Annotated in this window: 16 protein-coding genes; 3 read left to right on the top strand and 13 right to left on the bottom strand. The window is 63.9% G+C overall.

Going from position 1 to position 18690, the window contains the following annotated elements:
- The 3 genes from B2828_RS09735 to B2828_RS09745 all read right to left on the bottom strand — a co-directional run bounded on the left by B2828_RS09735 (window position 1) and on the right by B2828_RS09745 (window position 1863).
- Entirely contained in the window at window positions 1-393 is a 393-nt protein-coding gene (locus B2828_RS09735; RefSeq protein WP_479633535.1) for a hypothetical protein, read from the bottom strand.
- Window positions 386-1309 carry a 16S rRNA (cytosine(1402)-N(4))-methyltransferase RsmH gene (rsmH, locus tag B2828_RS09740; RefSeq protein WP_479633693.1) on the bottom strand — a complete coding sequence of 308 codons (924 nt, stop codon included), beginning with the start codon at window positions 1307-1309 and terminating at the stop codon, window positions 386-388. The genes B2828_RS09735 and rsmH overlap by 8 nt, the downstream gene beginning before the upstream one ends.
- 101 nt (window positions 1310-1410) lie before the next feature.
- On the bottom strand, window positions 1411-1863 hold the full coding sequence (locus tag B2828_RS09745; RefSeq protein ID WP_479633536.1) for a division/cell wall cluster transcriptional repressor MraZ: 453 nt from the start codon (window positions 1861-1863) through the stop codon (window positions 1411-1413).
- Window positions 1864-1921: 58 nt separating this feature from the next.
- Between B2828_RS09745 and B2828_RS09750 the strand changes: the two genes are divergently transcribed.
- Together B2828_RS09750 and B2828_RS09755 are read left to right on the top strand one after the other, a co-directional pair.
- Window positions 1922-3694 (top strand): ABC transporter ATP-binding protein, encoded by a 1773-nt coding sequence (locus B2828_RS09750; RefSeq protein ID WP_479633537.1) that lies wholly within the window; start codon window positions 1922-1924, stop codon window positions 3692-3694.
- Window positions 3695-3747: 53 nt separating this feature from the next.
- Window positions 3748-4689, top strand: coding sequence for a hypothetical protein (locus tag B2828_RS09755; RefSeq protein ID WP_479633538.1), 942 nt, complete (start codon window positions 3748-3750; stop codon window positions 4687-4689).
- A 14-nt stretch (window positions 4690-4703) separates the two neighbouring features.
- Here B2828_RS09755 and B2828_RS09760 read toward each other — a convergent pair whose 3' ends face one another.
- Window positions 4704-5705: a CobW family GTP-binding protein gene (locus B2828_RS09760; protein WP_479633539.1), complete on the bottom strand. Its 1002-nt coding sequence runs from the start codon at window positions 5703-5705 to the stop codon at window positions 4704-4706.
- Between the two features lie 102 nt (window positions 5706-5807).
- Here B2828_RS09760 and metX point away from each other — a divergent pair, with 102 nt between their 5' ends.
- Window positions 5808-7085, top strand: a complete 1278-nt coding sequence (gene metX, locus B2828_RS09765) for a homoserine O-acetyltransferase MetX (RefSeq protein WP_479633540.1) — start codon at window positions 5808-5810, stop codon at window positions 7083-7085.
- A 152-nt stretch (window positions 7086-7237) separates the two neighbouring features.
- Here metX and B2828_RS09770 read toward each other — a convergent pair whose 3' ends face one another.
- The 9 genes from B2828_RS09770 to kdpA all read right to left on the bottom strand — a co-directional run bounded on the left by B2828_RS09770 (window position 7238) and on the right by kdpA (window position 18594).
- On the bottom strand, window positions 7238-8533 hold the full coding sequence (locus B2828_RS09770; RefSeq protein WP_479633541.1) for an O-acetylhomoserine aminocarboxypropyltransferase/cysteine synthase family protein: 1296 nt from the start codon (window positions 8531-8533) through the stop codon (window positions 7238-7240).
- 216 nt (window positions 8534-8749) lie between these two features.
- Window positions 8750-9736: a DUF3034 family protein gene (locus B2828_RS09775; RefSeq protein WP_479633542.1), complete on the bottom strand. Its 987-nt coding sequence runs from the start codon at window positions 9734-9736 to the stop codon at window positions 8750-8752.
- A 69-nt stretch (window positions 9737-9805) separates the two neighbouring features.
- On the bottom strand, window positions 9806-10066 hold the full coding sequence (locus B2828_RS09780; RefSeq protein ID WP_479633543.1) for a YezD family protein: 261 nt from the start codon (window positions 10064-10066) through the stop codon (window positions 9806-9808).
- Window positions 10067-10175: 109 nt separating this feature from the next.
- Window positions 10176-10640, bottom strand: coding sequence for an RrF2 family transcriptional regulator (locus B2828_RS09785; protein ID WP_479633544.1), 465 nt, complete (start codon window positions 10638-10640; stop codon window positions 10176-10178).
- A 215-nt stretch (window positions 10641-10855) separates the two neighbouring features.
- Window positions 10856-11533: a response regulator gene (locus B2828_RS09790; RefSeq protein ID WP_479633545.1), complete on the bottom strand. Its 678-nt coding sequence runs from the start codon at window positions 11531-11533 to the stop codon at window positions 10856-10858.
- Window positions 11534-11568: 35 nt separating this feature from the next.
- Window positions 11569-14223: a DUF4118 domain-containing protein gene (locus tag B2828_RS09795; protein ID WP_479633546.1), complete on the bottom strand. Its 2655-nt coding sequence runs from the start codon at window positions 14221-14223 to the stop codon at window positions 11569-11571.
- A 4-nt stretch (window positions 14224-14227) separates the two neighbouring features.
- The gene (kdpC, locus tag B2828_RS09800; RefSeq protein WP_479633547.1) at window positions 14228-14767 is read right to left on the bottom strand and encodes a potassium-transporting ATPase subunit KdpC; all 540 of its coding nucleotides are present in this window, start codon (window positions 14765-14767) and stop codon (window positions 14228-14230) included.
- A gap of 21 nt (window positions 14768-14788) precedes the next feature.
- Complete coding sequence (kdpB, locus tag B2828_RS09805) at window positions 14789-16864, bottom strand: potassium-transporting ATPase subunit KdpB (RefSeq protein ID WP_479633548.1); 2076 nt, start codon at window positions 16862-16864, stop codon at window positions 14789-14791.
- Window positions 16865-16908: 44 nt separating this feature from the next.
- On the bottom strand, window positions 16909-18594 hold the full coding sequence (gene kdpA, locus B2828_RS09810; protein WP_479633549.1) for a potassium-transporting ATPase subunit KdpA: 1686 nt from the start codon (window positions 18592-18594) through the stop codon (window positions 16909-16911).
- Between the last annotated feature and the right edge of the window lie 96 nt (window positions 18595-18690).

Raw genomic sequence — 18690 nt, forward strand, 5'->3', positions numbered from 1 at the left:
TCACGGGCGGGCACCTCCCTCGTTGGCGACGGCGCGGATGTCGGTGGCGTTGGCCACGCTGGCGACGTTGCGGGTGGCGCGCGGGTAATCCAGATGCACGACGCTGGTGGGGGCGATCTTGATCATCTTGATGGTCCCGTCGTTGAAGCACTTCTGGAGGGCGGAGTAGGTGGTGAGCTGCGCGATGCGGCTGCGCAGGGCGTCGTTCTTCCGGTTGAGCTCGCTGAGCTCTTTCTCCATCCGGCCGATGTTTTCGCCCCGGTGGACGATCTGGTTTTTGTAATAAACGCGGGTCAGGCCGCCGAGGACGGCGATGGCCGCGACGATGAGCCACGGCGAAAAGGCCCCGACGGGAACGTTATTTTCAAGACGACGGCGGCGGTTATTAGACATGAGAGAGTTTTTCGACAACGCGAAGTTTGGCGCTACGGGAGCGCGGGTTGCGGTTGGCTTCCTCCTCGGCGGCCACGGCGGGCTTGCCGGTGAGGAGGCGGAATTGAAAGTCAGGGTTGGCTCGCGGGGCGGGCCACTCGGGCCGGTCGATCCACGGGGTGGACCGGGCGCGGAAGTAGTTCTTTACGATGCGGTCTTCCAGACTATGGAAGCTGATGACCCCGAAGCGCCCGCCGGGGTTGAGCAGGGCGGAGATGCCGCTGAGCGCGGCCACCAGGACGTCCAGCTCGCGGTTGACGGCGATGCGCAGGGCCTGGAAGACTTTGGTGGCGGGGTGGACGCGGCCCCGGCGCGGGTTCACCTTTTCCACGCACCGGGCAAGGTCGAGAGTGGTGGCGAACAGGGCCGAGGCGCGTTCTTTAAGAATTTGCTTCGCGATGCGGCGGGCGGCGTTCTCCTCGCCGTATTCGCGGAAAATCCGGATCAACTCCTCTTCGGAGGCGGTGTTGACGATGTCGGCTGCGGTGACGGGCCCCTGGGGGTTCATCCGCATATCCAGCGGGCCCTCGGCCTGAAAGCTGAAGCCGCGCCCGGGGGTGTCGAGCTGCCAGGAGGAGACGCCGATATCCAGAAGCGCGCCGTCGATGCCGCCAATGCGCAGTTCCTCCAGCACGGCCCCGGCCATTTCGAAATTAGCCCGCACGGGGGTAAACCGGTCGCCGAAACGCGCCAGGCGCCGCCCTGCGAATTCCAGGGCCTGCGGGTCCTGGTCGATGCCGATGACGCGCGCCCCGGCCTCCAGAAAGGCTTCCGTATGGCCGCCTCCGCCGAGCGTGCCGTCCAGGAAGAGCTTGCCGGGCGCGGGCGCAAGCAGGGAGACCGTCTGGTCAAGCAAGACGGGCTCGTGATATCGCACGGCCTCGGAACCGGCCTCGGAAGGGTGGTGTTCGGCTTTCAAAGCATTCCTCCTCCGCAACCCGAGGATTGCGGATTCCAAAAACTCGGCGCTGGGGGCGATCATATGCCTAGCAGGTTTGCCAGATCTTGATTGCCCGCTTCCTCGGCGGCCTGCTGAGCAGCCCACCGCTCGGTGTTCCAAAGTTGAAATTCCTTCATCGCGCCCAGCAGGAGCACTTCTCCCTTCAGCCCCGCCTTCTGGCATAGCTCGGGGGGGAGGACCATGCGGCCCTGCTTATCGACGCAGCAGCGCTGGGCACTGGAGGCAAACAGACGCACCCACGTGGAGCGCTGGCCCGCGGTTCCCTCGGCGGTCTCGAGCTCCGCGATGCGCTGCTCCAGCATCCGGGGCGACATGGCAATGGCATGGGTCCCCGTGGAGTGCAGCCGCACGTAGAGGAGCCCCTCTTCGCCGGAACGCCAATCCGCCGGAATCGTCATCCGGTTCTTAGAATCCACTCCATGCCGGTACGTACCGGTAAAAGGGATGCTATTGTATGCGTCGAGAGACATTGGCGGATTTTTGTGGGATTTTAGCCCATTTTCCTCCAATTTCAACCACCATTTCCCTATGAAAACGATTTTTAGAGTGCTCGCTTACCTGAAGCGCTACCCCTCCCTCGCCCTGGGGACGTTGGGGTGCGCGGTGCTGATGACCTTGATGGTCATCGTGTTTCCCAAGGTAAGCCAATGGGCCATTGACGACGTGGCTCATGGCCGGGGCGACCGGCTTGTTGAGCTTACTGGCTTAGCGCTGCTGGCGTTTTTTGTCCAGTGTATTGCGAATATCGCCCGCATCCGGCTCAACAATACGTTTGAGCAAAAGGTGATCTTCGACCTCCGCAGCGATCTCTACGGGCACATCCAGCGGCTGCCGGTGGGGTGGTTTGACAACCGTTCTACAGGCGACATCATGACGCGCCTGCTGGAGGACGTGACCTCGATGGAGCGGGTCTTGATTGACGGCATCGAGCAGGGCGTGGTGGCGATCCTTCAGGTGGGGGTGGTCTCGGTGGTCTGTTTTTACTACAATGCCAAGCTCGCGCTGCTGGCGCTGGCCCCGATGCCCTTCCTGGCGGCCGGAGCGATCGCCTACACGCTGACGGCCCACGGGCGCTACCAGTTCCAGCGCAAGGCCTCCAGCGCCATGAACTCGCTGCTGCACGATAACCTGGCGGGCATTCGCCAGATTAAGACCTACGTGCGCGAGCCCGAGGAGCACGCCCGCTTTAACCACGTCAGCGGGCAGCTCAAGTCGGCAACGCTGCGGATCATGCGGGCCTGGTCGCTCTACTCGCCCTCGATGGACTTTTTTTCCAACTGCGGGATGGCGCTCATCATCGGCTTCGGCGGCCATGCGGTGCTGACGGGCGCGCTCCGGATGGGCGATCTTGTGGCGTTCCTGATCCTGACGCGCTTTCTCTACGAGCCGGTGGGGCGGCTCCATTTTTTGAACCAGCTCCTGCAATCGGGCCGGGCGGCGGCAGAGCGGGTCTTTGAGATCCTGGATACCCCGGTGGAAATGAACGCAGCGGGCTCGGATGCCGCGCCTGGAAAAGAACGGCCCGAGAGCACCTCCGCCCAGGGGCTCTGCGGCGACGTACGCTTCCAGAATGTCTGCTTCGCCTACGCCGAGGAGAGCCCGGTGCTCCACAACATCAACCTGCACGCCCGCCCGGGCGAGACGGTCGCGCTGGTCGGGGCCACGGGGGCGGGGAAATCGACGCTGGTGAACCTGCTCACACGTTTTTATGAATTCGACTCGGGCGAGATCCTCCTGGACGGTGAGCCGCTGCGGGAGATCCCCAAGGACCTCCTGCGCGAAGCCGTGGGCCTGGTGACCCAGGAGAGCTTCCTCTTTAACGGCACCGTGCGCGATAACCTGCGCCTGGGCAGCCCGGAGGCCTCCGATGCCGAGATGCTGCGGGTGCTGGAGGCGGCCAATGCCCGGGCCTTTATCGACCGGATGCCCGAGGGGCTCTCGACCGTCGTGGGCGAGCGCGGGGTGAAGCTCAGCGTGGGGGAAAAGCAGCGCGTCTCCATCGCCCGGGCGCTGCTAAAAGACCCGCCCATTCTGATCCTCGACGAGGCGACCGCCAGTGTGGACACGGAGACGGAGCGCTTGATCCAGCAAGCCCTGGAGCGCCTCATGGAGCACCGGACGAGCTTCGTCATCGCCCACCGGCTCTCGACCGTGCGCCATGCGGACCAGATCCTGGTCATGGAGCGGGGCCGCATCGTGGAGCGCGGCACGCACGATGAGCTGCTGGCCCAGGGCGGCATTTACGCGAAGCTCTGCCGGAATAGTTTTCTCGGTGCCTCCCTCCCCGGGGTGACAAAATAAGCTTTCATATTCAGCCGGAAGCAGTTAGGCTCGCGACGTCATTCCCCCTGAAAATGACGAAACGCCTTCTATCCGTCTTGGCATGGGCTGTCTTCACCATCACCGCCGGTTGGCTGTGCTTTGGTGCCATTAGCTCGAAATATGTCGGCCCCGGAATCCTGGGGAAACAGGTGCCCGCTTGGTTCTCGATCCAATCCTACCCCGACGCCGTCCACCTGATCCGGGAGCGAACAGGCCTCTCAGTTTCCTGCCCGCGCGACCTGGAGGAGCTGATGAACTCCGCCCCGGTGGCGGGTGCCGTCCGGGGGGAACCGCCCGACAAAGAGGGCTCTACCCGGGAGTTTCTCAACCACATGGTGCGGTGCAAGCTGGGCCTGGAATGGCGGCTTGACGCTGAAAATGACCGGATCGAACTCGATCTCCCCTGGCGGAAGACCGATGCCCGGACGCCCGCCGAGCTGCTCCAGTCGGTATGGCAGCGGCTCCCGTCCGACAGCCCGGACTGGCATTCCGCCTTTGACGCGCTCCTCAGCAAACCCGGGAACTTCGAGAAAGCATGGCGGGTGCGGCAGTTTGCCCGCTACCAATCCCTATTCCGCAACATGGAAGGCGAACGCCTCTGGGTGGGGCGCGTGATTTCGGAAACCCAGCATCCCCTGGTCGTCGTCGTCGTCCGGCACCGCATCCATACCTACCCCGGCCGCGGGGCAGTAAGCTGCTACGCCTTCCGAGAGGACGGCACGCTGCAATGGGCCGACCTGGCTGACTCCGGCTGGCGCTGCGACCTGACCCAGGTGGCCGTGGATCTCTCCTCCACCCTGGCCGGGCCCTCGGAAATGCGCTGGGCCATCACGGCAAATCTTTCCTCCACCTACACCGCGCGGTTTCGCTTCACCGGCAACGGCATTCGCTGGATCGGGACCACGAACTCCAACGGCGAGGAAGCAGGGCTGCAACTCGGCACTTCCCTGCTGCCACACCAACCGGCTTCCTAGCCCCCCCTAGCCTCCTAGGAGGCCATGCACGACTCGATCCCCTTGCCGATCAGCTCGGGCTCGAGCCCCCGACCGATGAAAATGGCTCGCGTCACCGGCCGCTCGTCATCGCCCCACGGCTGGCCCACCGTAAGCCGGAACATGCCGTGAACACCCTGGAAAATCAGGCGCGATTCGCACCCCGCCACCGCCAGGATGCCCTTGGAACGGAAAAGATTGTCGGCCTGGGACTGAATGAAATGCTCGATCCACTCCTGGAAGCGCTCCGCGTCGAGGCACCCCTCCACGGCAATGGAGACCGACTGGATTTCATGCCGATGCTCGCCCTCACCCTCGCCACCACAGCTATGCTTCTCCTTTCCCTCGTGAAGGCTGGCGCAGCCGGAGATGCCGTTTTCGATCTTCCGCAGGTCGAAGCCGCCGAGGTTAAGGATCTCCTCCACGGGCACCCGGCCTTCGCACGCGGTGAATTGCCGCGCCTCTGAGTTGATCCCGCGCAGTTCCCCGGCCAGGGCCTCCAGGGCCTCGGGCTTCACGAGGTCGGTTTTGTTGATGATCAGCGCGTCAGCGTAGGCGATCTGCTCGCTGGCGTGGCCCTCGTCATTGAGGTGCGCGCGCACATGGCAGGCGTCCACCACGGTCACAATGCCGTCGAGGGCAAAGACCTCCTTGAGCTCCGGATCGCTCAGGACGGCGTGGGCGATCATCCCGGGATGAGCCACGCCGGTCGTTTCCACGAACACGCGGTCGTACTTGGCGCGGTCGCGGGCCAGCTCGCGCATCAGGCGCACGAACTCCTCCCGAGCCGAGCAGCAGCTCCGCCCTTCGATGGTTTCCAGGCTCTCCAAGTCGGTGCGGAAGACCAGGTCATGCTCCACGGAGGTCTCGCCCAGGTCGTTTTCGATCACCGCCACGCGACGCCGGTCCACACCATCGAGGAGGTGATTGAGCACGGTGGTTTTGCCGGAGCCGAGAAAGCCGGAAAGGACGGTGAGCGGGACGCTGGTTGAGTTCATGATGGCGGGCACTCTATTGGGCTTATGCCCGTAACGGCAACCCCAAAACGCCACCAGCCTCAAATCACTTTTTTCTTGTGCGCCCACCCATCAGGTAGGAGTATGGACTTCGATTCAAAAGGCGAGTCGGTAACACCTTCGATATTTGTCACAATGGCGCATCTCTCTTCTTCCGTCGGAACCGTCCGAACGCGGTTCTTTGAATACAGTGACCCGGAGAACCCGTTGCGCCTCCGTTGTGGGACGGAGCTGGAGCGCTTTACCCTCGCCTACGAGATCTATGGGGAGATCAACGCCGACCGCTCCAATGTAATCCTCCTCTTTCACGCGATGACCGGCAGCCACCATGCCGCCGGGATCAACCGCGACGTGCCCGGGCTCGACGGCCGCTGGACGGACGAGCTGCACGAAGGCTGGTGGGACGGCTTCATCGGGCCCGGCAAGGCGCTCGACACCCGGAAGTTCGCCGTAATCTGCGCCAATTACCTCGGCGGCTGCTACGGCTCGACCGGCCCCGCCTCGATCAACCCGGAGACGGGCAAGCCGTGGGGGGCCTCCTTTCCGGTGCTGCGCATTCGCGATATCGTCGATTCGCAGGTACTGCTCCTCAAGCACCTCGGAGTGGAGAAGCTCCACGCGGTGGTGGGCAGTTCGCTGGGCGGCTTCCTGGCGCTAAGCTTCGCCACGCACTACCCGGGCCGGGCCAAGGTGGTGGTGCCGATCGCCACGGGGCCAGAGACGGCGATTCTGCAACGGATCTTAAATTTCGAACAGGTCACGGCCATCGAGTCGGACCCCAACTTCTGCGGCGGCGACTACTACGCGCACGCCCGGCCCGACTCCGGCCTGGCCCTGGCCCGGCGCATCGCGCACAAGACCTTCATCTCGCTGGACGCCATCCAAGCTCGCGCGGGCACGGGGATCGTCAGCGAGACGCCGCCGTTCGGCTGGTATGCGATGAACAGCCCCGTGGAATCGTACATGCTTCACCAGGGGCATAAGTTCGTGAGCCGCTTCGATGCAAACTCCTACCTGCGCATTCTCGACGCCTGGCAATGGTTCAACCTGCTGGCCGAGACGGGCGTGGAAAATCTGGACGAACTCTTTTCCCGCTGCCGCGAACAGCGCTTCCTGCTCTTTAGCATTGATTCCGACGGGGCGTTTCCCGTGGAGGAACAGCACAAGCTGGCCCGCCTGCTCAAGACGGCCCACGTGCCGACGACGTGGATTACGGTCCACTCCGACAAGGGGCACGACTCCTTCCTGCTGGAGCCGCACCTCTACACGCCGCATCTGGCGCAGATCCTGGGCGATGTCTCCGCCTCCCGCCGTCCCCCGGGCCGGAGCTCCGCCCTGCGTTCGCAGCGTCGCGCGGCCTGAGGCTGGGCGGCTCTCCTGTGTCCAAGCTCCCCCCACACGTTATTTTTCGCAGCCATCGCATAAAAACAAGAAGCCCGTTCCCCCCAAAGGGAACGGGCTTCGTTATGGCTCCTCTATGAAACAGCCATTATCCTCCTAAAGCGTCGCGCGCGCTAGGCCGTGGCAGCCTTGAGCGCCTGGTCGATGTCGGCCTTGATGTCCTCGACATTCTCCAGACCCACGGCGAGGCGGATGTAATCCGGCGTCACGCCCGTGGCGACCAGTTCGGATTCGCTGAGCTGCGAGTGCGTGGTCGAGGCCGGGTGGATGACGAGCGTCTTGGCGTCGCCGATGTTGGCCAAGTGCGAGAGCAGCTTGACGTTATCAATGAATTTCTTGCCCGCCTCGAGGCCGCCCTTGACGCCGAAGCCGACCAGGCCGCCGAAGCCGCCCTTGAGGTACTTGGCCGCGTTGGCATGGTTGGGGTCTTCCTCCAAGCCAGGGTAGCTGACCCAGGTGACGAGCGGGTGGCTCTTGAGGTACTTGGCAACGGCGAGGGCGTTCTCCGAGTGCCGCACGATGCGCAGCGGCAGGGATTCGATGCCTTGCAGGAAAAGGAAGGCCGAGAACGGGCTGAGCGTGGCGCCGATATCGCGCAGAAGCTCCGCGCGGATTTTGATGGCCAGCGCGATGTTGCCCAGGCCGGGCACGGCGCCAAAGGCGTCCCAGTAAACGAGGCCATGGTAGGCCGGGGTGGGCGCGGTGAAGGCGGGGAATTTCCCGTTGTTCCACTTGAAGTTGCCACCGTCAACGATCACACCGCCGATGGCCGAGCCGTGGCCGCCGAGGTATTTCGTCGCGGAGATCGCCACGATGTCAGCCCCGTGCTTGATGGGCTGCACCAGGCCGACGCCCACGGTGTTGTCGATGACGAGCGGGATACCCGCTTCATGGGCGATCTTGGCCAGCGCTTCGAAGTCCGGCACGTCGAGCTTCGGGTTGCCCACGGTCTCGGCGTAGATGGCCCGCGTTTTGGGCGTGATGGCCTTGCGGAAAGCTTCGATGTCCTGCGAGGGGACGAACTTCACGGTGCGTCCGAGGGTCGGGAAGGTGTGCTGGAAGAGCGAGTAGGTGCCGCCGTAAAGGTTGTCGGCAGAAACGATCTCGTCGCCCAAGCCGGTAATGGCCAGAAGCGAGTAGGTGATCGCCGCGGCGCCCGAGGCGACGGCGACGGCGGCGGAACCGCCTTCCAAAGCCGCCACGCGGCCTTCGAGCACGTCGTTGGTGGGGTTGGTCAGGCGGGAATAGATCTGGCCGAACTCCTTGAGCGCGAAGCGGTTGGCAGCCTGGGCCGAGTCTTTGAAGACGTAGGAGCTGGTGGCGTAGATCGGGACCGCGCGGGAGCCGGTGGTGGGATCAGGCACTTGGCCAGCGTGGAGCGCGAGGGTTTCGAGATGTTGTTGCGACATAGGTGTGGATTGGTTGTGTTGTTTGGTTTTTGAAGCCGGATCGAAACCGTGGGCCAAGGACGCCAGGAAGGAGAGAATGCTCATATAGATAAGGTTTGGTTGGTTATTTGGCGTGCTTGGCGCACGGCTTTTTTAAGGTGCTTTTTTTAGGTTTTTTGGGAGATTCCTCCGGAGGGAGAAACAGCCCTCCGGAGGAATTTTTTCCCTCTATGGACTCTAAAATTCGTATTTGGCGGAGAAGGCGATGCCCTTATCCTCGCGGGTATTGAGGAGCTGGCCAAAGTTGCCGTAACCGACGGTGACGGAGGCGTGCGCGTTGAAGATGTAGGCCGCGCCGAGGGTCCACCAGTTGTCTTCCTTGCCGATCAGGAACTTGCCATCCTTGTAGGGAACCTGATTGTACTGCCCGGCCTTGCCGCGGAATTCCCCAGCAAGACCGATGTGGTCGGTGATGAGGTAGACGACGTTGCCTTCGAAGGTGGCTTTGTAGGTGTCGCCGAAGCCCAGGTAGCCGAGTTGCTCGGCCTCGCTGAAGCGAACGCCAACGGAGACGATGAGCGGACGCCAGAAGACCTTCGGGAAGGCCTTGGTGGCAGTGGCGACGAAATCAACGCCGTCATCCCGCTTGTAGCCGATGCTGGAGAGCACACCGGCGGGGACGGAGGCGAATTTCAGCTCGTCGTTAATCTTGCCGATGCCGTCGTTGTATTTGTACTGCGCCTCAAGGGTGATGGCGGGCAGCGGGAGATCGTAGCTGTTTTCTTTCACCGCCAGGAAGCGGGCGTTGAAGTTGTGGAGAATGACGTCGTCTTTGATGGTGACTTTCGTGGCGGACCGGACGTCATCCACGAGGTTACCCACGCCGAAGCGGCTCGGGGCATAGCCGAGTTCCAAGCGGCCAAACAAGGTCTCGGTGATCACCGCGCTCTCCACGTTCTTCGTATTGGCCTTCACGTACGTAACGGAAGCCGAGGGGAGCCCCCAGATCGTCCCTTCGGGGCCAGGGTTGACGAGATAGGCGATTGGCGTGATCACGACGCCGCCGACGCCGTCAATGGTGTGGAGCGGAAGGGGCGGCGCTTTTTCGGTGGTGGTCTTAGCCGTGGTGACCTCTTTGGAGGTATCGCCAGCCAGCGTGGCAAACGGGAGGGCGAGGATCTGGGCTGCCGCGATTGCGGTCCCGAGCAAGGTGGATGTTTTCATTTACGAGGTTTTGTTGTTTTTCTCGGAACCGCCGGGGGTCCGGTAGGTTGCCGCGTGGGTGGTTGGGACTTACGAATTCACCTCCGCGGATGCGGTCGGATGAGAAGGATTGCGGGGGGCCTGGGAGGGAACCCGAATTTTGCGGGTCGTCTCAATCTGTACGACCTCGCCGCCGTGGACCTTGATTTGGATGGTTCCGAAATCGGAGGCTTCCACCGCGTCTTGGATGAGTTTCAGCCAAGAGGGGATGGCGGAGCGCCGGAGGGCGCTCTCGGGGGTTGGGCTAGTGCCGCTTTTAGTAAAAGTATCAGAAGTGTGCGCCGTCGTCATGCATCCACCTACTATCTAGGTAGGCATAGCAATGCAAGGGTTTTTTTACTTTTTTACTTTCTTTTTTTTGAACCTGCCCGAGTGGGGCCGGCTTTTCCTGCCTTGGGACCTAGATCCCTGCCCCGTAAATCAACGCTTCCTTGAACACCTCTTCCTTGGTCACAGTCTTGGCTTTGTACACGGCCTCGAGCGTGGTCCGATCCATCAAGCCCGTGACGTAATTTCGCGCGTCGAGCAGCAGACGGCGGAATTTGCACACAGGCTCCTGGCTGCAACATTTGTAGTTGGTAGACGAGACGCAGGCGATGGGGGCCAAGTTGCCGTCGAAATGGCGGATGACCTCCCCCATGGTAATCTCCCCGGAGGCTTTGGCCAAGCGGTAGCCGCCGTGTTTGCCGGTCACGCTTTCGATCCAGCCGCGCGACTTAAGATCGACGAGGATCTGCTCCAGGAACTTTTTGGGAATGTCGTTCTGCTCGGCCAAGCGGCGGGTGGATACCAGCTCTTTGTCGGCGCATTCCACCAGCGTCATCAGGGCCCGAAGGGCATAGTCGGTTCGGTTCGAGAGCTTCATAGCCTACGTATCTACTAGGAGAAAGAATTTGTCCACCGGGAATTACTCGCCGGATAAACCTAAAAACGGTGATGGAAGGGGATGAGATGGCGCAAGATATTGAGCCGAGATGACTTGCGGAGAGGCGCAGCGTACCCAAATGGATCCGGTACGCCTCGACAAAAGTCACTCGCGGCCAATAGATTGCGTTAGATCGCCCCGATCCATTGCCGCTTTTAGGTTAAAAGACGATACCCGATACCGGACTCGGTTTTGATGTGCTGGGGGTGCTGCGGATCGCGTTCGATCTTGCGCCGGAGGTGGGTGACGTAGACGCGGAGGTACTGTCGGTGCTCCTCGGCATTGGGGCCCCAGATTTCGCGGAGCATCTGGGAATGGGTCAGGACCCGGCCCGCATGGCGCACCAGCAGCCGCAGAAGGGCATATTCGGTGGCCGTAAGGGGGATTTCCCGCCCTTCCACGGTGACGCACCGGGCGGCGAGGTCGACTTGCAGGCCCTCGTGGGTGTAGACGGAGGCCTCCTCCACGGGGCGTGCGCGGCGCTGGGCCACGCGCAGGCGAGCGAGCAGCTCGGCGGTGCTAAAAGGCTTGGTGATGTAGTCGTCGGCCCCGGCATCGAGCGCGGCGATTTTCTGCTCCTCGGCATCGCGCACGGAGAGGATCAGAACGGGCGTTTCGCTCCATTCGCGCAGGCGCTTGAGGACTTCCACGCCGTCCAGGTCGGGCAGGCCGAGATCGAGCACGATGACATCCGGGCGGCGCAACGCGGCCTCGGCCAGGCCGAGCTGGCCCCGGTCGGCCTCGCAGACGGCATAACCCGCCGATTCGAGCGCGACCCGGAGCAGGCGGCGGATCTGCACTTCGTCATCGATAATCAGCGCGGCGGGCTTCATTCAACGGGGACCCTAACAGGCAACACGGGGCTTTCTCAAGCCTCGGGAAGCGTCTTTTCCTCGGGGAGGCTCGGCAGTTCGCCCGCCGGAAGATCGAGCGTGAAGACCGCGCCGCCGCCGGGGCGGTTGTGGGCCGTGAGGGTTCCCTGGTTAGCCTCCACCAGCCGCCGCGCGATCGAAAGCCCCAGGCCGGTGCCGCCCGATGGGGCCCCCTCGCCGCGATAGAATTTCTGGAAAATCCGCTCCTCGTCCCCGGGCTTAATCCCCTGCCCGTGGTCGGCCACGACGAGCTTGAGCCGCCCGGCGTCGAGCGCGGCGGAGACCTCGATTCCGGCTCCCGGTGGTGTATACTGAGTGGCGTTGGATAACACCAACGTCAGCGCCTGCCGAACGAGTGCGGGGTCGATGTGCAGCGGCGGCAGATCGGGCGGGATCTGCAAGGTGACGTCGCGGGAGCGGGTCTGCTCCTCCACGCGTTCGAGCGCCTCCATGACGAGTTCGCCCGGGTCGGCCCATTCGAGCTTGGGCTCCATCATGCCCGAGTCGAGCCGCGTCATGTCCAGAAGGTTGTTGACGACCTGCGTGAGGCGCTTGACGGCGGGGCGGATCTCGTGCGAGGGGGGCGCGCCCTCGGGCTGCTCCAGCGCGGCGGTGAGCGCGGCGAGCGGCGTCTTGAGCTCGTGCGAAATGGTGTCAAAAAGCGCGCGCTGGAGGCGGTCGGACTGCGCGGCGATCTGTGCCTTGCGGCTGATCTGCGCGAGGCGGTCCTTTTCAACCGTCACGGCGATCTGCGCGGCGAAGGCCTCCAGCAATTCGCGGCGATGCATGGTCAACGGCGTGCCGTCGGGGAAGCGGACCGCGAGCACGCCCTCGGCGTTGCCGCCCGTGAGCAGCGGCAAGTGGAGCGCCTCGCTATCCGGCAGCGTGTCGGTGAAGCGCCCGGCGGGCTGCCGGTGCTGAAAGGCCCACACGGCCACGCTCTCCTCCTTGGGGCTCAAAGTCAGCGTGCTGGCGGGGTGGGCCTCGCCAGAGAAGCGCCCCTCTTCGTCGCGCACAAGCAGACAGGCGTCGGCCCCGAAGGTCTCGCGGATCTGCTTGACCACCACGGCGAGCGCCTCGGAGGGTTCGCGCGTGGCGGCCAGCGCCCGGGAGAGCCGGTAGAGCGCCGTGGCCCGTTCCTCGCCGCGCCGCTCGGCCTCCTCGCGTTCGTGAAGCCGCGAGGTAAGGTGCCCGATGACGAGCGCGACGACGAAATACATTGCGAACATCAACACATCCGGCGCTTCGCGAATGAAAAAGGTAAACCGCGGCGGTATGAATAAGTAATCCCAAAGCAGCGCGCTCACCGTGGCGAGCGTGAGCGTCGGCCCGCGACGCAGCCGCAGGGCGGAGATAATGAGCGTTAATAAATATACAAGCGCGATAGCCCAGTAGCCCGTGGCCGGTTCCATGGCGAGCCCGGCCAGCGTGACCGCCGCGACGATCCCGAGCGCCGTACCGTATTGCTTCCATGGCCGGGGCGCGGGCGGGGCGTTGGGGACGGGGCCGCGTGGAGCCACGGCGCGAACCATGTGAACGTCGATGTCGCCGCTGTGGCGCACGAGCCAGTCCACCGGTGATCTTTTAAACCAGCTTGCAAACGTGCGCGGCCCCGGCTTGCCGACGATGATCTGCGTGACGTTGTGCGCCCGGGCGACCCGCAGAATCGCCTCGCCCGCGTCGGTCCCCTCGACCATCTGCACCTCCGCGCCGAGCTGCCGGGCCAACGCGAGATTGAGCCCGAGGCGCACTTCGTCCAGCGGCGTGAGCTGCCGGGGCGTCTCGACGTGCACGGCGATCCAGCTTGCCTCCATCGACGCAGCGGCGCGGCGGGCCCAGCGGATCAGCATTTCCGAGGACGGGCTGGCACTCACGGCCACCAGCAGCCGGTCGCCCGCCTTCCACGGCTCGCCCACGACGAGGCCTTGCTTGAATTCGCGCAAGTCGCGGTCCACGTGCTCGGCGGTGAGGCGCAGGGCCATTTCGCGCAGCGCCATCAGGTTGCTTTCGCGGAAAAAATTGTCGGCGGCGTTGGCCGCGCGGTCGCCCATGTAGACCTTCCCCTCCGAGAGGCGGTCGCGGAGCTGATCGGGCGTCAGGTCGATGAGCGTAATGTCCTCGGCGAGGTCGAGCAGCGAATCCGGCACGGTCTCGCGAACCTGCACGCCGGTAATCTGCGCCACGGTGTCCTTGCGGCTCTCGATGTGCTGGACGTTGACGGTGGTGAAGACGTCGATGCCCGCGTCGAGCAGCTCCAGCACATCCTGGTAGCGCTTCGGGTGGCGGCTGCCGGGGGCGTTCGTGTGGGCCAGCTCGTCCACCAGCACCAGGCGCGGATGCCAGACGAGCAGCGCGTCCAGGTCCATTTCCTCCAGCGTCGTACCCCGATAAACGACCTGGAGGCGCGGCACGATCGGGATGCCTTCGAGCAACGCGGCGGTCTCCTTGCGCCCGTGGGTCTCGACGATGCCCGCCACCACCTCGACGCCCTTTTCCAGCTCCTGGCGCGCGGCCAGCAGCATGGCGAAGGTCTTGCCCACACCGGGGCACATCCCAAAGAAGATCTTCAAACGGCCGCGCCGGGCCGCTTCGGCTTCCTCGCGGATCGACTTTAAAAGCGCATCGGGGTCAGGACGGGTTTCGTCGGCCATGGGATTACTTTATGCCATCGAGTTTCAGATTGAGAGACAAAATATTCACGCGCGGCTCGCCGAAGATCCCGTATTGTGGCGGCTCCGTGACTTGCGCCACGAGGGCCGCCACTTTCTCAACAGGAAGGTTCCGGGCCGCCGCGACGCGGGCGGTCTGCCGTTGCGCCGCCGCCGGGCTGATGTGAGGGTCCAGGCCGCTCGCGGAGCTGGTCAGCAGATCGACTGGGGCGTTTTCGCCGAATTTCGCCTTGCGCTCGGCGACGGCTTTGCGCAGGGCGTCGCTGGTGGGCCCGAGGTTGCTCGCGCCGCTCGGGACGGTGGCAAAATCAGCCGCCGAGGGCCGCGTCCAGAAGTACGTGGGGCCATCGAATTTCTGCGCCAGGAGCGCGGAGCCGATCGGCTTGCCATCGCGCCCGACGAGGCTGCCCGTGCTCTGCCACGGGAAGGCTACGCGGGCAAAGGCGGTGACGGCCAGCGGATAGGCGACGCCGGTAAGGAGCGTCAAGGCAACCAATAAACGCAGAGCTTGAAGTATCGTTTTCATAGGAAAGTAAAATGAAGGTTATTAGACAAGGTGAACGGCTACCAGGAGCAGGTCGACGAGCTTGATCCCGGCAAAGGGAGCCAGGAGGCCGCCGACGCCGTAGATGAGCACGTTGCGCCGCAGCACCTGAGCCGCGCCGACTGCCCGGTAGGCGATGCCTTTGAGCGAGAGCGGGATCAAGGCCACGATGATGAGCGCGTTGAAAATGACGGCGCTTAAGATCGCGCTTTCGGGCGAATGCAGGTGCATGACATTGAGCGCCTGCAACGGGCCTTGCGTGGAACCGGCCACGGCGTAGAGCGAGCCGAAAAGGGCCGGTAATATTGCAAAATACTTTGCTACATCGTTGGCGATGGAAAAGGTGGTGAGCGCCCCGCGCGTCATGAGGAGCTGTTTGCCGATTTCCACAATCTCGATCAATTTGGTCGGGTTGCTGTCGAGGTCGACCATGTTGCCCGCCTCGCGCGCGGCCTGCGTGCCGGTGTTCATCGCCACGCCGACGTCGGCCTGGGCGAGGGCGGGCGCGTCGTTGGTGCCGTCGCCGGTCATTGCCACGAGCCGCCCTTCGGTCTGTTCCTGGCGAATGCGCCGCAGCTTGTCCTCGGGCGTCGCCTGGGCCATGAAGTCGTCCACGCCCGCCTCGGCGGCAATCGCGGCAGCGGTGAGCGGGTTGTCGCCCGTGACCATCACCGTGCGGATGCCCATTTTGCGCAGGTGCATGAAGCGCTCTTTAATACCGCCTTTGACGACGTCTTTGAGCTCGATCACACCCAATACTTGCGCCCCCTCGGCCACGACGAGCGGCGTGCCGCCCCGGTGCGAGATGTCCTCCACGGCCTTCGCCGCCGATTTCGGGAAACAACCGCCGAGGCTCTCTACGTAATCCTGCACGGACTGCGCCGCGCCCTTGCGGATCGAGCGGGCGGGAGCGCCGTCGCGGGCGGGGAAATCAACACCGCTCATGCGGCTCTGCGCGGTGAAGGGGACAAACACGGCGTGCGGCTCGGCCACCTCACGGCCCCGCAGACCGTATTTTTCCTTGGCCAGGACAACGATGCTGCGCCCCTCGGGCGTTTCGTCGGCGAGCGAGGAGAGCTGCGCCGCGTCGGCCAGGAGCGCCTGGGTGATTCCCTCAACGGGGATGAAGTCCGAGGCCATGCGATTACCGAGGGTGATCGTGCCGGTTTTATCGAGCAGCAGGACGTCGATGTCGCCCGCGGCCTCGACGGCGCGGCCGCTGGTGGCCAGGACGTTGCGGCGCACGAGGCGGTCGATGCCGCTGATGCCAATCGCGCTCAAGAGGCCGCCGATGGTCGTCGGGATGAGGCAGACCAAGAGCGACACGAGCACGGGAATGGAAAGGTTCACGACGCCGCTCTGGCCCGCGGCGCTCTCGCTATAGCTAGTGAATGCGGGCAGCGTGGCGACGGCCAGGATGAAGAGCGCGGTGAGGCTCACGAGCAGGATGCCCAGGGCGATTTCGTTGGGCGTTTTCTGCCGCTGGGCCCCCTCGACCATGGAGATCATCCGGTCCAGAAAGGTGTTGCCGGGTTCGCTGGTGATGCGGATGACCACGCGGTCGCTGATGACCTGCGTGCCGCCGGTGACGGCGCTCCGGTCGCCGCCGCTCTCGCGGATGACGGGCGCGGATTCGCCGGTGATGGCCGATTCGTTCACGCTGGCGATGCCTTCGATGACCTCGCCGTCGGCGGGAATGATGTCGCCCGCCTCGCAGACGACCGTGTCGCCCGCCGCGAGTTCGCCCGCCGCGACCGATTCCTCGCGCCCGCCGACCAGCTTGCGGGCGTGGGTCTTGGTGCGCATGCCGCGCAGCGTGGCGGCCTGGGCCTTGCCTCGCCCCTCGGCCATGGCCTCGGCGAAGTTCGCGAAGAGGAGCGTGAACCAAAGCCAGAGCGTGATTTGCAAATTAAAGCCGGAGAAGGCGCGCACCGTGGCCAGCGCGGTGAGGATGGCCCCGATGTAGACGACGAACATGACGGGATTCTTCCACTGGACGCGAGGGTCCAGCTTGAGGAAGGAATCCAGCGCGGCCTGCCGGAGCAGGGCCGGATCGAGAAGGGAAGTCTTGGGTTTCATGGGATCTGAAAAATATTTGATGTTATTTAATACCCGTGAGCACCTTAGAACGTGCGCCCGGCCTGGGCGAGGAGGTGCTCGACGACGGGGCCAAGCGAGAGCGCCGGGAAAAAGGTCAGCGCGCCGACGATTAGGATGACGCCGATGAGCAGCACGGCAAAGGTCGGGCTGTCCGTGGGGAAGGTGCCCGCCGAGGGGGGCGCGATTTTCTTGGCGCCCAGGCTCCCAGCAATGGCCAAGACGGGGATGATCCCGGCGAAGCGCCCAACGGCTATGACGAGCGCGGAGAGGTAGTTGTAAAAATCGGTGTTGGCGTTGAGCCCCGCGAACGCGCTGCCGTTGTTGGCCACCATGGAGGTAAAGGCGTAGAGGATTTCGCTAAAGCCATGCGGCCCCGGGTTGGCAACGGAGGAGACACCCGCTTTCGTCACGCAGGCCACGGCGGTCGCCCCGAGGATCGCCACGGCGGGCACAAGCACGGTGACGACGGACCAGGTGATCTCGCGCGCCTCGATTTTTTTGCCCAGGTACTCGGGCGTTCGCCCCACCATGAGGCCCGCGATAAAGACGGTCAGGATGGCGAAAATCAGGATGCCGTAGAGCCCCGAGCCGACGCCGCCGAAGACGACCTCGCCGAGCATCATATTGACCATGGCCACCATGCCCGCGATGGGAGAGAAGCTGTCGTGCATGGCGTTGACGGCCCCGCACGAGGTGTCGGTGGTGACGGTGGCGAAGAGGACGGAATTCATGACGCCGAAGCGCGCCTCCTTGCCCTCCATCGAGGCGGTGAGGCCCGTGGCGGGGTTGTGGGCCAGTTCGGCGGGCCAGGCGATGGCGAACCCGGCGACGAAAAGCACCAGCATCGCGCCAAAGAGCGCCCAGCCTTGCCGCCGGTTGCCAGACATGAGGCCGAAGGTGTACGTCAACCCGGCGGGGATGGCGAAGATCGCGAAGATTTCCAGGAAGTTCGTTAGCGGCGTCGGGTTCTCAAAGGGATGGGCGCTGTTTTGGCCAAAGAAACCGCCGCCGTTGGTTCCCAGTTGCTTGATGGCGATCTGGGAGGCGGCGGGCCCGAGCGGAAGGGTCTGTTGGGCCCCCTCAACGGTCGTCACGTCGGCATAAGGCGCTAAGGTCTGCACCACCCCCTGCCCCGCGAGCACGACGGCAAAGATTGCCGAGAGGGGCAGCAAAATGTAGAGAGTGGAGCGGGTTACGTCGGCCCAGAAATTGCCGAGCGTCTGGCTCGAACGGCGCGTGAGGCCCCGGATGAGCGCCACCGCCACGGCAATGCCCGTCGCGGCGCTCAGGAAATTCTGCACGCAGAGCGCCCACATCTGGGTGCCGTAGCTCATGGTCTGCTCGCCAGAGTAGGCCTGCCAGTTCGTGTTGGTGACGAAGCTGACCGCCGTGCCGAGCGCTAGCGGAAAGGGCAGGTTGGGGAGGTGCTGCGGGTTGAAGGGGAGCCACGCCTGGGTCATCTCGGCCACGAGGACGAGCAGGATGCCAAGCACGTTGAAGGCCAGGACGGCGCCGAGGTAGCGCTGCCAGCTCATCTCGCGCTGGGGGTCGATGCCCGAGACGCGGTAGATCAAGCCCTCCACCCACTTGAGGAGCGGAAGCGTTTTCTCCCCGGAAAGCACCCCGGCCATCCATTTACCCAAAAGCGGGGTTACCGCCAAAAGCGCTCCGAGGAAGAGCGCCAACTGAATCAAGTCTCGCTGGTTCATAACGACAGGTAGTCTGCCGCTATTCCTTCGAGCCCGTGAGTTAAATGGGGGGCCTAAAGCGTTAAAAAAGTATTAACGCGGCCCCCTTAAAATGGT

The organism is Spartobacteria bacterium UBA695, assembly GCA_002298145.1.
Classification (GTDB): domain Bacteria; phylum Verrucomicrobiota; class Verrucomicrobiia; order Chthoniobacterales; family Chthoniobacteraceae; genus UBA695.

Bases quoted from the DNA above. Each gene is read 5' to 3' on its own strand.
- B2828_RS09735 (WP_479633535.1), bottom strand. From the start codon at position 393: ATGTCTAATAACCGCCGCCGTCGTCTTGAAAATAACGTTCCCGTCGGG.
- B2828_RS09745 (WP_479633536.1), bottom strand. From the start codon at position 1,863: ATGTCTCTCGACGCATACAATAGCATCCCTTTTACCGGTACGTACCGG.
- B2828_RS09750 (WP_479633537.1), top strand. From the start codon at position 1,922: ATGAAAACGATTTTTAGAGTGCTCGCTTACCTGAAGCGCTACCCCTCC.
- B2828_RS09755 (WP_479633538.1), top strand. From the start codon at position 3,748: ATGACGAAACGCCTTCTATCCGTCTTGGCATGGGCTGTCTTCACCATC.
- B2828_RS09760 (WP_479633539.1), bottom strand. From the start codon at position 5,705: ATGAACTCAACCAGCGTCCCGCTCACCGTCCTTTCCGGCTTTCTCGGC.
- metX (WP_479633540.1), top strand. From the start codon at position 5,808: ATGGACTTCGATTCAAAAGGCGAGTCGGTAACACCTTCGATATTTGTC.
- B2828_RS09770 (WP_479633541.1), bottom strand. From the start codon at position 8,533: ATGTCGCAACAACATCTCGAAACCCTCGCGCTCCACGCTGGCCAAGTG.
- B2828_RS09775 (WP_479633542.1), bottom strand. From the start codon at position 9,736: ATGAAAACATCCACCTTGCTCGGGACCGCAATCGCGGCAGCCCAGATC.
- B2828_RS09780 (WP_479633543.1), bottom strand. From the start codon at position 10,066: ATGACGACGGCGCACACTTCTGATACTTTTACTAAAAGCGGCACTAGC.
- B2828_RS09785 (WP_479633544.1), bottom strand. From the start codon at position 10,640: ATGAAGCTCTCGAACCGAACCGACTATGCCCTTCGGGCCCTGATGACG.
- B2828_RS09790 (WP_479633545.1), bottom strand. From the start codon at position 11,533: ATGAAGCCCGCCGCGCTGATTATCGATGACGAAGTGCAGATCCGCCGC.
- B2828_RS09795 (WP_479633546.1), bottom strand. From the start codon at position 14,223: ATGGCCGACGAAACCCGTCCTGACCCCGATGCGCTTTTAAAGTCGATC.
- kdpC (WP_479633547.1), bottom strand. From the start codon at position 14,767: ATGAAAACGATACTTCAAGCTCTGCGTTTATTGGTTGCCTTGACGCTC.
- kdpB (WP_479633548.1), bottom strand. From the start codon at position 16,864: ATGAAACCCAAGACTTCCCTTCTCGATCCGGCCCTGCTCCGGCAGGCC.
- kdpA (WP_479633549.1), bottom strand. From the start codon at position 18,594: ATGAACCAGCGAGACTTGATTCAGTTGGCGCTCTTCCTCGGAGCGCTT.